Origin of the sequence: Photobacterium gaetbulicola, assembly GCF_003025515.1 — a bacterium.
In the GTDB taxonomy this organism is placed as follows: domain Bacteria; phylum Pseudomonadota; class Gammaproteobacteria; order Enterobacterales; family Vibrionaceae; genus Photobacterium; species Photobacterium gaetbulicola.
Genome location: NZ_PYME01000002.1, coordinates 143,004 through 156,959 on the forward strand (window position 1 = coordinate 143,004; position 13,956 = coordinate 156,959).

9 protein-coding genes are annotated in these 13,956 nt (G+C 50.0%); 4 read left to right on the forward strand and 5 right to left on the reverse strand.

The features are described 5' to 3' along the window. Positions 1-14 precede the first annotated feature (14 nt). The 3 genes from C9J03_RS02180 to C9J03_RS02190 form a co-directional block, all read right to left on the reverse strand. On the reverse strand, positions 15-791 hold the full coding sequence (locus C9J03_RS02180; protein WP_044623920.1) for an SWIM zinc finger family protein: 777 nt from the start codon (positions 789-791) through the stop codon (positions 15-17). Between the two features lie 9 nt (positions 792-800). Further along, positions 801-1,961 carry a Na+/H+ antiporter NhaA gene (locus C9J03_RS02185; protein ID WP_052829822.1) on the reverse strand — a complete coding sequence of 387 codons (1,161 nt, stop codon included), beginning with the start codon at positions 1,959-1,961 and terminating at the stop codon, positions 801-803. A 263-nt stretch (positions 1,962-2,224) separates the two neighbouring features. Continuing rightward, a complete protein-coding gene (locus C9J03_RS02190; protein WP_044623921.1) occupies positions 2,225-4,948 on the reverse strand; it encodes a G8 domain-containing protein in 2,724 nt (907 codons plus the stop codon). Positions 4,949-5,289: 341 nt separating this feature from the next. Between C9J03_RS02190 and C9J03_RS02195 the strand changes: the two genes are divergently transcribed. Both C9J03_RS02195 and C9J03_RS02200 read left to right on the forward strand, forming a co-directional pair. Continuing rightward, the gene (locus C9J03_RS02195) at positions 5,290-6,315 is read left to right on the forward strand and encodes a lipase family protein (protein WP_044623922.1); all 1,026 of its coding nucleotides are present in this window, start codon (positions 5,290-5,292) and stop codon (positions 6,313-6,315) included. Positions 6,316-7,120: 805 nt separating this feature from the next. Next, positions 7,121-8,167, forward strand: a complete 1,047-nt coding sequence (locus C9J03_RS02200; RefSeq protein WP_044623923.1) for a lipase family protein — start codon at positions 7,121-7,123, stop codon at positions 8,165-8,167. A gap of 98 nt (positions 8,168-8,265) precedes the next feature. On the opposite strand, the gene C9J03_RS02205 is transcribed toward C9J03_RS02200, so the two are convergent. Then, positions 8,266-9,423 (reverse strand): Na+/H+ antiporter NhaA, encoded by a 1,158-nt coding sequence (locus C9J03_RS02205; protein WP_052829823.1) that lies wholly within the window; start codon positions 9,421-9,423, stop codon positions 8,266-8,268. A 229-nt stretch (positions 9,424-9,652) separates the two neighbouring features. Further along, a complete protein-coding gene (locus C9J03_RS02210; RefSeq protein ID WP_044623924.1) occupies positions 9,653-10,300 on the reverse strand; it encodes a TetR/AcrR family transcriptional regulator in 648 nt (215 codons plus the stop codon). Positions 10,301-10,728: 428 nt separating this feature from the next. Here C9J03_RS02210 and C9J03_RS02215 point away from each other — a divergent pair, with 428 nt between their 5' ends. Continuing rightward, positions 10,729-12,117 carry an NCS2 family permease gene (locus C9J03_RS02215; RefSeq protein ID WP_044623925.1) on the forward strand — a complete coding sequence of 463 codons (1,389 nt, stop codon included), beginning with the start codon at positions 10,729-10,731 and terminating at the stop codon, positions 12,115-12,117. 14 nt (positions 12,118-12,131) lie between these two features. Beyond that, complete coding sequence (gene adeD, locus C9J03_RS02220; RefSeq protein ID WP_044623926.1) at positions 12,132-13,901, forward strand: adenine deaminase; 1,770 nt, start codon at positions 12,132-12,134, stop codon at positions 13,899-13,901. Positions 13,902-13,956 lie beyond the last annotated feature (55 nt).

A 13,956-nucleotide genomic window follows, 5' to 3' on the forward strand; every position in this document is an offset into this window, starting at 1 on the left:
CTTCTCAGCCGGCCTCACCTTTGCTTATCTCGCGGCTCAGAGTCTAATTCAATAGCCATTTCGCAATGGTAATAAAATTGTTCAAGCGCTGCGGGGTCAAAGTCGAAGTCCTCAGGAATATCCAATACTGTGAATTCAGCTTTGAATTGATGGAATAACCACGCCCCTTTTTGCTTGTCACTCCACGAGACTTTGGCAAAGCCTGCTTTCAGCCACCCATTCAAACACTGCTCCAAATCCAGCCGGTAACCATAGGAATCATCCATGTTGAGAAGTACTGTGTACAAGCGGCTTTCAGCATACTCCAGCAGCGCCATTTGCTGATCGGCACTGAGCTGCACTATGCCTTCGTTCAACACTCTTAAGCTCTCCAGCGCCCGTTCAAAGTAGCGCTCGACCTTGTCTGGTTCCCATATACTGCGCCTAGGCAGCGCTTTGGTAATTTGCTTCTTCAACTCTTTCACTGACAACGGGCTGTGAGCCATTTGTGCCCTTTGCCACCAAAGATCATAGGTATCTGGGTCGGCCTCTATCAAGGAAAGAGTAATATCAACCAATTCACTCACTTCTTTGCCAGCAAGCCAATCGCGGAGGGAGGGGACTTGCTTTGGGGAACTATCCCGGAGGTGCTCACTGGAATCTTTTTCTACCGCCACCTCCCCCCAAAGGGTCAGTGCCGTTGCCACCGCGTGTTTACAGACCGTCTGATATTCTGCTGCCGGGCAGGTGCACGATGAGAAGAAATCACCATCGGTATAGCTCACCACCACCGAATAGGGCTTAGTCCCCATCAAGCATGCTCACTTACCCGCTCCGGCCTTAATGACACTATTCCCCTGGGTAGTTGCAAACTGCATTAGCGCCAGGCCTATCAGACTCGCCACCAAGGCCGCCAGCACAATGCCCAATTTGTAGTGGTCATTGTGCAAACCTGACAGCTCACCAATAAAGAGAGACAGCGTTAAGCCAATACTGCAGAAAACAGACATAGCAAAGACCATGAGCATATTCGTCGCCTCCGGCAGTTCAAACTGCTGCAATTTAACCCCCAGCCATACCACCCCGAACACCCCTAGGGGCTTGCCTACCAGCATCGCAACCGCCACATAGACCGCGACCGGATCAATCAGGGCCACGGAGCTAAACGCATCGGCGAGCGATACCCCGGCGTTGGACAGCGCAAATAACGGCAATACCAGCAAGGTCACCACCCACTGCAAGAGAGACTCCGTCTTGTGGTCAATCGCACACCCACTCTGGCTAAGGGCTATCCCGATAACCACGCCCGCGAGCACAGGGTGGATACCGGCTTGCAACAAGCCGAACCACAAGGCAACCCCGAGCGCTACATACAACAGCGGCCGTTTCACCTGGCGGTAGGACAGCACGAAGACCAAAGTGGTGATCAACAAGGACAAGCCCACATAAGCCAACTCGACGGTGGCGGTATAAAATACCGCAATCGTGATAATCGCCAGTACATCGTCAAAAATCGCCACCGCCAGCAGGAACATTTTAAGGCTCACAGGCACCCGGCGGCACAGCGAGAGCAAGCCAAGTGCCAGTGCGATATCTGTCGCGGTAACGATAGCCCAGCCCGTCCCTAGCGGAGAGCCAATACCACCGACCAAGAACAGGTAGATCAGCGCCGGGCAGATAAATCCCGCGCACGCAGAGGCAAAAGGCAGCAAAATGGCCCGCAGGGTCCGAAATGCCCCCTGCTTTGTCTCGTTGCTAAGTTCGAGGCCAACCATCAAGAAGAACAGCACCATCAGCAAATCATTGACAAAAAGCTGCCATGAAACGCCCTCGGTAAGGGGGTAGTTTTTAAATGCCGTGTAAGAAGGTAAATGAAGTGTTGCCCAGGCAAATGCCAGCAGGCAGCAAGCGATCAAGAGCAGACCACCAAACCGCTCCTTGGAAATGGCAAATGCACTTTTTGCGCCCAAAGATTGAACCATAGCCACCCTCCTTAAGGCCAAACCCACGAGGCGAAAAAAAAAGAACTTACCGGTTCAACTTAACCCAAGCCGCAGGGGGAAACCGCGCCATAGATCGGCTTTCCCCCATCACGAAATAAAATAATTCAATCAAGGACTAACGCCCCTCTCGCCCTCAACAACAGTCGCAGACACAGCCCGACCTGCTGACTACGGCAGGTCGGGCTTCGCAATAGTCTGTCAACTCAGCAAGTGCTGATTAGCCCGCTAAGGCATCGACAGGGTTAATACTGACTGTGGCGACCAACCACCTGTAATTCTTGGATATTGGTCCAGCCCCGCTTCACCAAGTCTGCACCATTATTACCCTGCATTCGCAGGCGAATATATTTCACTCCTGAAGTGCCAATGGGATAGCCCACCAACTCTGCGGTGTTGCCAGGGGTCAGATAGCGATCAACCGGGGTAAAGTTAACGCCATCGCGACTCACATCGACATCGATATAGTAGCTACGGATATCACCGTTGGCATGAGACATCGCCAGCGAATTGACATAGTACTGCCCATCTAGCTCGATGGTAAAAAGGATATCCTCGTGAGCCACATCTTCAAGGTTTGCCACCCACTTCGTCGCAGGATCACCATCAATCGCTAAATCTGCAACGCGCCCTTGATTTTCGGTATTGGCAGAGACAGCTGCAATGCTCAACGGCTCATAGGTCGGAAGGTAAGATACAGGCGTGACAGGCAGGGTAGAAATAGGCTCCAGGCGCATGTTGTGGGTCTTCGCAACCGCAATGGCATTGTCCGGGATCCAGGTACCGCCGATTGGCGTCCCCCAAAGCTGTTCAAACCAAAGGTTGTCTTTATCTGCCCATTCAGCGACCGGAGGATTACGCTCACCCGTCGGATAAGGCACAAACTCGGGAGCCTGTTCTTTGATCATATGTACCTGATAGGCTTGCCCCCAATCATCAATATCGATAACCATGGGAGTAAACGGCGACTTTGTAGTACTGCCATAGCCAAACTCAACGTCAAAATGGATTCGCTCACGTCCGGCAAGCGCTGCATCACTCAGTTTACCAAAGCGCACATCCCCGACCACATAGGCCGGTGAGCCATAGTTCCATTGCTTGTTAAAGGTAAAATCGGTGACGTTGTTCATAAAAGCGTTAACCACACCGCAATAGCCTTTTCGGCAGACCGCTATCCCCTCGGCGTAACCTTCGACATGGAGATCGGTGTAGGTAATTCTCGGGCTGTTACCGTGCTCTTCAATCCCTTTTGCGTCGACTGGATTGTCGAGGTCACCGATCACCGTGGTATTCCAGTGATCAGAAGTACCTGAGTACCAACGTGTTTGACCGGCAAAGACATTGTGCGCGGTAAAGCCATTGGTTTTAGCCCTGAGCCTCGCATCTTCAAAGCCCATGCGCCCTGAATAGGCCAGATTGTTCACATACAGCGGTGTTGTGTTGTTGTTTCTTGCCTGCTCCACACTGACGGTGTCTACATCGTTGTACTCGCTTTTATAATTATTCACCAGTCGCGCATTCACATGGCGGTCATAAAAGCCACTATCGAAGCCCTGCTCTAACCAGGTCGAAAACCCAGCCCAAGAAAAACCTATCGCTATATTATCTTGGTATTGAACTAAGCGTGATTGAATCCAGAACGACTCACCGCGATGCCCTTTATCAAAGCGGCTTGCCCCACCGACGCGACCAGTACCGCTCGTCTTGGTACCGTACGTTTTCATGGCGATATTGCCGATAAAACTGCCCAGCTCATCCCCTAGCTCAGAGACAAACGCAGAGCCAAACACACCGTAAGCGACGTTGTCTCTCATTCGCGCATAGCTGGAGTGGTTCACATAACCAAACCCTGGGCTAGTCAGTACGGCATTGCCTTCGACCACCCCCAGCTGTTGGTCATAATTCATGTGAAAGTGGAGCGGGTAGCGCGCCAGTGGGTTGGTTGCAACGGTGTAGCTGCCATCTTCATTGAGGACTGTCGACTGTGCGGTCCAACGTTTATTGGTCCTGCCCAAGTAATGCAGCGCAACATAGCGGAAATCAACCGATGCAGAGTGCATAAACATTAGGTGTCCACGTTGAGTGAACTCCTGTTTTCGGCTATCGCCATGGGTTACAGAGGTATCCCGGCCATCGGGATGGGTTGAGAAGGTAATATTGCGAGTCAAGTTAATGATATGCAGCTTTAGCGTCAAGTCAGCCTTGTTGTGCCGTGGTAAGTGACGGTCATAGGCAAGCGGTGAGTCCAGCTCAATGGTACTGCCAGTCAAGCTAACAATGGTGCGCATCTCATGCTGCTCAGCATCGCTCAACGTTGAGCCACGCGTTGTCCCCGCCACGGCGACGATGTCACCGACACGCCAACCTGCGGGCACAGTATCCACATTCAATACACTGTCCCCAGCCTTTGCGCCATCAAAGGTGGTATACCCCTTTTTGATCGCACCATGCGCTTCTAGGTTCCCCATCACGATAAGGCCCACCCCCAGCTTGAAGGGGTCGAAGTCCGCAGAGGCGTTATCTACGGTTTCAAAACCGTTATTATCATAATCAATGAACACCACCTCAACATTGGCTGCAGTTGGTTGATATTGCGTACCGATCTGCAGAGAACCATTATCGGTCACCACCATGGTCTCGAGAGTCAGCGCCACATTCTTATTCGTAGCGACACTCAACGTGCCATCGATTCTCACCGTTCGGATAGGGGCGGCAACCGGCTTGTCTAGCGTGACATGATGCCCCGCTGAGATTTGCACACGACTGCCGAGATCTGGCACTGCTCCCCCCCATGTGTTGGGATCAGACCAATCACCGTCTTGAATGCTTTTATGAGTAACAAACTGCCCCTGAACCAAGTTCAACACCGCCATATGTTCGGCATCATGACTCATTTCGTCACCGCTGGCCCAAACGGTCACGGCAGAGAATAGACCTAGCACAATTAAAGCCAACCTAATATAACGCATACAATCTCCCTATCTGTTGTATTCCTATTAGGTAATCTAGTCGACTTATTTGGGCTGACATGTAGACTTTTACGGCAGTGAGATCTTCATCCCAGCCTTTTATGCACCGTGGAGCACAGTCTAGTGTGTACATACTGCACCTTTAACAATTCCAGCGCTTGCAACGAATTTGTTAATCGTCAGTACAGGCATGCCAACCTTCATCCCCAGTCCGCGAAACATGTTTCGAAAGCACTTTGCCGTTCATTTTTTGACCCGCAATATGAACTGCCATATCCTTCTTTATATGAGCATCGATGCCTAAACAGGCGAGTACTCACTGACCAAAATGGAGAACGACCATGGAAGAGATCAACAGAGGCAACAGCTCCACGGGATTTGCAAGCAAAGTTGCCACCTACTTTTGGTGGAAGGGCATAGAGAAGATCGAAGCCACTTTGGATAGTTTCTTTGATGGCTTAAAAATCAAAAGGCTCATTGATAAAATCATCACCGGCCTTGAAGATATCGGCGCACTGCGCAAGGTCTTGGGCAAGGATCCCATCGCGCCTTTTTATGGCAAAGACAGCGAGCTCAACAGGAAATATTACGACAGCACAGAAAGCTACATTGAGACATTACAAAAAATCCCATTTGACCTCACTCCGCTGAAAAAAGAAAACACCATAAACCGGTTACCGACCCAATCCGTGAACCCCAGTGACCCAACTCCCAATGAAAAGTGGTTTTTCATCAATGGCATTTGTACCAGCAAAGACATGGCCAAAATTAATGCCCGCATGCTCAGCAAAGTCTTCGGGCGTCCCATTACCCCACTGCACAACCCGACCAATGGCATGATTGCTGATTTGACAGAAGCGATTGAAGGCAGGGATCTCGACCAGTTTACCCATATCGCTCGGACCACCAAGGATCTCATTTGGCAGGAGTTGCAGCATCTTGAAGCCCTGCTCGCCAATCACCCCACAGACCATACTGCGCCACATAAAGTAGTTGTCATCGGTCACTCCCAGGGCGGGATCATCCTCTCTAACGTGGTCGGTCGGCTACTCCAAGAGCACCCCGGAGACCCACTACTCAATCATCTGGAGATATATACCTTTGCCTCTGCCCACGATGATTACCCGTCGTTTGCAAAAGGCGAGAGACACCTCGCACCTCCCTTTACCGAACACTTTGCAAACGATGAGGACTATGTCGCGATGATCGGTGTGCTGAGCCGAACCAGTAACACGCAAGGGAAAGTATTTGTGAAACAAGGAGCGGGACACCTGTTGAATTACCATTACCTTCGAGATTTCCTATCGGGTCAGTATGACCCCCAAGGAGAGAGCCGGTTATCACGCTTACGCAATGGAAAGCGATAACAATTTGAGCCCTCTGCAAGCCACACAATGGCTAGGGCTCACCTTTCTAAGCTCCCACAGGTGAGTTTGAGGAAAAGGCAAACAAGCTAGCTGAAAGAACATCGGTTCCAGAGTGTGCACGACAACTCAGACTCACCCTTGACTACAAGAACATATCGTAAAACCATCACTTGAGCATTCAGCTGATAACTCATTACAACTTCTATCTGTAAACTTCACAGAACCTTTACCATAAAGCTCAAAGACCAGATCCCACTCAATTATTAAACAACTAAGCACGTTTATATTATTAACCACACACATCATTTACATTATATTCTCTAATACCTCTATTAACATTCCCGGCTATATATTATAGCTACCCCTATATTAAAAATAGGCCTGATAACCGTCTGTCTGCAGATAGCCTGGGCTATCAGACACCCCCGAAACACCCCATAAAAGCCATTTCAAATCAGCAACTTAATTACCACCCAAATCTCATTGAGACATTAATCGTGCTCAATGAGACAAACGCTTTTTTGGCTAAGCGTGTATAGAAATCTGAGTTTTGGTATTGAAAAAATTCAATACCGACCAGCCCAAAATTGGCTTAATTTTCGTGTTAGCACGCTAAATGCACAAAAAATCCAGCCTTATAAACCCACCTTTAACAGAGCATAGCCACTTCAGCTTTAAGTAAGCAAGCCTGTTCTAAAAGCGATACTCGTTCATTTTTTATACGGATTACTGCGCTACTCTATCCTTATCAAGATGAATGCATATACCTAATAAAATAGGGACTCACTACCGAGAGGAGTGCACCATGGAAGCTATTACTCAAGAAAGGAAATCGACGGGTTTGGCAACAAAAATGCTTACCTATTGTTGGTGGAAGGCTATTGGTAAGATTGATACAAGCAAAGATAACCTCATTGATACTCTGGATAGCTCAAAGGTCTGCGTTTTTTTAGGAACCGTATCCAGCGGCCTAAAAGAAATACACACCCTGCCCAAAGCCTTAGGCGACAACCCAATTGAGCCTTTTTACGGAGAAGACAGTGAGTTAAACCGCAAGAACTACCCGAACACCGCAAGTTATCTCATCACCTTATTGAAAGCCGCTTTTGACCTGTCCCCCTTTATGATACAGAAAAAAATTAAGTGCTTATCTGAACAAAACTATCGTGATGATAACCAAAACCCGACACCCAACGAAAAGTGGTTTTTCATCAATGGAATTTGCACCAGTAAAGACATGGCAAAAGAAAATGCCCGCATGCTCAGCAAAGTATTCGGCCGTCCTATTACTCCGCTGCACAACCCAACCAATGGCATGCTCCCTGATATATTTGAAGCCATCACCGGGCGTGACTTCGACAAATATACCAATATTGCCAGAACTGCCAAGAACCTTATTTGGGATGAATTACAGCAACTGAAAGTCCATACCATCGATAAAAATACCGACACCAATCATCACCATAAAATTGTCGTTATTGGTCACTCCCAAGGTGGGATCATTCTCTCTAATGTCGTAGGCAAACTCATCCTGGAGCATCACAAAGACCCATTACTCAATCACCTTGAGGTCTATACGTTTGCCTCTGCCCATGACGAGTATCCTTCATTTGGTAACCAGAAAGGCCCATCAAATTATCTATCACCTTTCACCGAACATTTTGCCAACGACGGAGACTTTGTCGCAAGACTGGGTGTACTGCATGAGACCGATAAAACTAAAGGGAACGTTTTTGAAAAGAAAGGATCAGGGCACCTGTTGAACTACCACTACCTTCGAGATTTCCTTGAAGGCAAATATGATGTCACGCAGCCTAGTCACCTATCTACTTTGCGTAATGGAAAACGCTAGCGTGAAGGAGGCAAACGATACAACTACCATTTGATATCGGAGCGGCCTTTCAAGCAACTTGGACATTACTATTGCTTGTGGGCCGCCATCAATTATGCTCATTTACCCGCTCCGGCCTTAATGACACCATTCCCCTGGGTAGTTGCATACTGCATTAACGTCAGGCCTATCAAACTCGCTACCAAGGCAGCCAGCACAATTCCCAGTTTATAATGATCACTCTCCAACCCAGAAAGCTCACCAATAAACAGGGAGAGCGTTAGACCGATACTGCAAAAGACAGACAGGGCAAAAACCATCAGCATATTCGTCCCTTCGGGTAAGTCAAAAGACTTGAGTTTGACACCCAGCCATACCGCGCCAAACACCCCAAGGGGCTTGCCTATCAGCATCGCAACCGCAACATAAGCCACCACAGGATCAAACGCGACGGAAGAAAACGCCTCAGAAAGCGAAACACCTGCGTTTGACAGGGCAAACAAAGGCAATATCAATAACGTAACTATCCACTGCAACATGGACTCTGTCTTGTGGTCAATTGCGCACCCACTCTGGCTTAAGGCTATCCCGATAACTACACCGGCCAGGACAGGATGAATACCGGCTTGGAGCAAGCCAAACCACAAGGCTCCTCCCAGCAACACGTACAGCAATGGCCTTTTTACTTGGAGGTAAGACAGGACACATACCAAGCTGGTGATCAGTACCGATAAACCTACATAAGCCATTTCAACGGTTGCGGTATAGAAGACCGCAATGGTAATAATGGCGAGCACGTCATCAAAAATAGCCACCGCCAGCAGGAACATTTTCAGGCTCACCGGCACGCGGCTACACAACGAGAGCAAGCCAAGCGCCAGTGCTATATCTGTTGCGGTGACAATCGCCCAGCCATTGCCCAAGGGTGAGCTCACACCGCCCACAAGCAGCAGGTAAATCAACGCTGGGCAGATAAACCCCGCGCACGCAGAGGCAAAAGGCAGCAAAATGGCCCGCAGGGTTCTAAATGCCCCATGCTTTGCCTCGTTACTTAATTCAAGGCCAACCATCAAAAAGAAAAGCACCATCAGCAAATCATTGACAAAAAGCTGCCATGAAACGCCATCGGTAAGGGGGTAATTTTTAAAGGCCGTGTAAGACGGCAGGTGAAGCGTTGCCCAGGCAAATGCCAATAGGCAGCAAGTTATCAAAAGCAAGCCCCCAAACCGCTCCTTGGAAATGGCAACTGCACTTTTTGCGCCCAAAGATTGAACCATAGCCTACCCTCCTTAAGGCCAAACCCACCAGGCGAGGAAATAGATCTTACCTATTCAACTTAACCCAACCCGCAATATGAAACAGCGCTATAGATCGGCTTTCGCACATCATGGTATAGGCGCATTCGCTGGGAGCACCAAGGTCGCAATAGGGAAATAAGGTCAGTATCTTTGATGCTTGCTTGAGACTGCTGTGTGATATTTAATGAGATAGACTCAGTTCGCTGTTTTATTCACTCACCGCACAGCCATAGAGGAACAACCGGATATTTTGCCGGTACAGGCTTTCCAGGTATGCAATTGTCTCTTGCTGCGAACTATCTTCGATTTTGAGCGGATAAAAGAAAAACGGCGTCATCACCAACGCGTTGAAACTGTCTTTGAGCAAATCGACATCCAAGTCGGGGTCAATAAAGCCCTTGCGCTGGAGGGTGGAAAAGATTTTGATATGAAAAGCATCGGTGTAGGCCAGTATCGATTTATCGATATAACTACGTCTTGGGCCGTCATTCAACACCAAAGTTTTATAAATAATGCCCAGAAGTTCCGGGTATTCAATATCCAAGTAAAAAATAGTCATAAACAGCTCTTCGATGGTATTGCGGTTCGAAGATGCTTTTTCCAACTGGTTCAGTTTGGCAAAAAATGGCGCGTAAATATCGTCAAATACCGCCTTGTACAACCCGGCCTTATTTTCAAAGTAATAACCAATCAGCGCGACATCTACCCCTGCTTCCCGAGCGATCATACGGGTCGTGACCTTGTTGTAGGCACGTTTCAAAAACAACCGGCGGGCTGTATCCAATATAGCCTGCTGACTACAGGGTTGATCGACCTCCTGCCTGGGACGTCCACGCGATTTAACCTGGGTCGTCATGCCACTCCATTATCCTCAATTTATTGGCGACTGAGATGATTAAACCTTAACCAGCATCCAAAAAAGTGCGGCAAATTCATATTTCAAAAAATTGCGTACCCGTTACCGTATGACATGTGACTCTGGTCAACAATGCCATTTAGGTATTCATCAAAACCCGAAGTTTGCGGAATAATAAAGCCAGTGAAATGAGATCGCTGTCGCCGCGGATGTTCTTCCAATCTCCTTACAATAGTCCTGTACAAAAAACATGCATTTATTCTCTGGTAGCAAATTAAAATTCGTCAGCACCTGAAAACCAGCCACATGTTCCATGGGCAACCCTAACAGCAATTCAAAACAACAAGTCCCTACAGCAAGACAATTGGGCAATAGAACATGGTTGCAGGCGCTTATCTGTTAGATGGAATACAGAAAAGGAATCAATTATGGAAATGCCTAGCAATGAGAGCAGTGCCCCCATCAACGAGCTCCCGAAGAGCTCGATTCCCAACCAGCAAGTTCCCCCTCAGTCCGGCTTCTTTGAGCGTCGCTTTAAGTTAAACGAGCATAACACCACATTTTCTACCGAAGTGATTGCGGGTATCACCACTTTTATGACGATGGTATATATCGTTTTTGTTAATCCGCAAATCCTATCGGCCGCCGGTATGGATCCTAGCGGGGTCTTTGTTGTCACCTGTATGATCAGTGCCTTTGGCTGTATCGCCATGGGATTGGTTGCCAACCTACCGATCGCCCTGGCACCCGCCATGGGGCTTAACGCCTTCTTCGCTTTTTCCGTTGTCGTCGGTATGGGGATCAGCTGGCAGACCGGGATGGGGACCATTTTCTGGGGTGCGGTCTGCTTTACCCTGATGTCCGCTCTCGGTATCCGCTCGTGGATCCTCAGCAACATTCCAAGCTGCCTGCGTATTGGTATTCCCAGTGGGATCGGTCTGCTCATTGCACTGGTCGGTCTGAGCAATGCCGGTATTGTCGTCGCCAGCCCTGCCACCATGATCACCGTCGGCGATTTAAGCTCTCTGCAGTGCGTGCTCGGGGCTCTGGGGTTCTTTATTATCGTGATCCTCGCCTCACGCGGTATCCATGCCGCAGTGTTAATCTCGATTGTCGTAGTGACGTCCATTGCCGCCTTGATGGGGGATGTCGAATACACGGGGATTGTCTCCATGCCTCCGAGTATCGAGAGCACCTTCGGCCAATTGGATATTGCCGGCTCTCTGGATATCGCCCTGGCCGGGGTGATTTTCTCCTTTGCCTTGGTGAGCCTGTTTGATAGCTCAGGCACCATGATAGGGGTTACCGAAAAATGCGGTATCACCGATGAGCGCGGCCGCTTCCCGCGCATGAAGCAAGCCCTGATGACAGACTCAGTCACCTCGGTGGCCGGTGCTTATATGGGAACCTCGACCGTGACCGCCTATATCGAAAGCTCTGCCGGTGTAGCCGTTGGCGGCCGGACCGGTTTGACCGCGATTGTTACCGGACTGCTGTTCATTGTGGTGATTTTCTTCTCGCCGCTCGCTGCCATGGTACCGGGCTATGCCGTTGCCGGCGCACTGATTTACGTGGGGATTCTGATGTCCTCCGGACTGGCAAAAGTCAACTGGAGCGATATGACAGAAGCGGCTCCGGCCTTTATCACCACAGTAATGATGCCCTTTAGCTTTTCAATCACCGAAGGGATCGCCACTGGCTTTATTACCTATTGCGTCATGAAGGCAGGGACTAACCGCTGGCGCGAAATCCACCCAGGTGTAGCCATTGTCGCCCTGCTGTTCATTATCAAGTTTGTCTTTGTCGATGGTCACTAACCGGGAGCGAGATGATGTCGAACTTAAAACACAAGCACACCCAACAGCTTGGCCGGGAACAGTTGCAACACCTGCTAACGGTGCTGCGCGGGGAAAAGAAAGCGGAACTGAAGCTAACTAACCTATCCGTGCTCGATCTGGTCAACGGGGAGGTACTTCCCGGCCCTGTCGTCATTGACCAAGGGTATATTGCGGCTGTCGGTCCGGAGGCCGAGGTATTGCAAGCCAAACGCAGTGTCGACTGCAATGGCCAGGTTGCGGTACCGGGATTTATTGACGGCCACATGCATGTGGAAACCTCCACCATGACCCCGTTCGAGTTCGAGCGCACCACTTTGCCGCTCGGTACCACCAGTATCGTTTGCGACCCGCATGAACTGGTCAATGTAATGGGCAAACAGGGTATCGAATGGTTCCTGCGCTGCAGTGAGTTAATGGTGCAGAACATGTTTGTCCAGATCAGCTCCTGTGTACCGGCTGTGGCCGATCTGGATATCAACGGCAGCGATTTCACCCTTAAGGAAATGGAAGCCTACCTTGAGCACCCCCATGTGCTAGGTCTGGCCGAGGTCATGGACTACCCGGCGGTGATCGGCGGCAACCCGGCAATGCTCAATAAACTGGCAGCCTTCGGCGAGCTAAACATCGACGGGCACTGTCCGCTACTCAGCGGTCTGGAGCTGTCAGCGTATAGAGCCAGCGGGATCCAGAACTGTCATGAAACCACCAACTATCAGGAGGGAAAAGAGAAGCTAGCCAAAGGTATGGCCGTGATTATCCGGGAAGGCTCAGTGGCCAAAAACCTCGATGCCTTGGCACCTTTGATCACCGATTACAGCTCGCCGCTATGCCTGCTGTGTACCGATGATCGCAACCCGCACGAAATAGCCAAAGAGGGCCATATCAACTACATGGTCAAACGGCTGATCCAACAGCATAAGATCAAGCCGCACCTGGCCTACCGGGTCGCTTCCTGGTCCGCAGCCCGGCACTTCGGTCTAGATCGTCTAGGCCTGATTGCACCGGGTTACAAGGCCGATATCAACTTGCTCACCGATCTGGAACAAGTCGATATCCAACGAGTCGTGATCGGCGGCCAATTTGTTGACGAGCTGAAACTGGACGAACTAGTTTCAGATAAGCTGGACTCCTCCGCCCCGCCGCTGCAAGCCACAATGCGCCATAACGTTGTTGCAAGCGATGAGCTGGCGATCCCCCTCACACCCGGCAACTACCATGTCATTGAAATAATCAAAGACGAGCTGCTGACCAACCTCCTTGTTAGCTACTACAACGGCCGGAAATTTGATCAGCCCGGCATCAACAGGCTGGCGGTCGTCGAGCGCTACGGCCACCAATTGCCACCCGCCGTAGGATTAGTAAAAGGGTTCGGACTCAATCGGGGGGCAATAGCCACTAGCGTCGGCCATGACTCACACAATATCGTCGCTATCGGTGCCGACGAGCAGAGCATGGCTCAGGCCATCAATCACCTGCTTGCAATCGGTGGCGGCTACTGTGTCGTCGAGGACGGTACAGTAACCGCTGATCTCAAATTACCGCTTGGCGGGATCATGAGCCTCGACAGCTCAGAAGCGATTACCAGTCACATCATTGCCTTGAAAGTGGCAGCGAAAAATATTGGTGTCACCGTGGCCGAGCCCTTCGTGCAGATGAGCTTCCTCGCCCTGCCCGTGATCCCGTCGCTGAAAATGACGGTGAAAGGCCTGGTCGATGTCGAGAAGTTTCAGCTGATTGAGTTGCAAGTCGAAGCACCGCTCTAACGGTAAGCACAAAAATAATGCCACCAGACTCTCACTTGCCCAGCGTTTTTGTAAC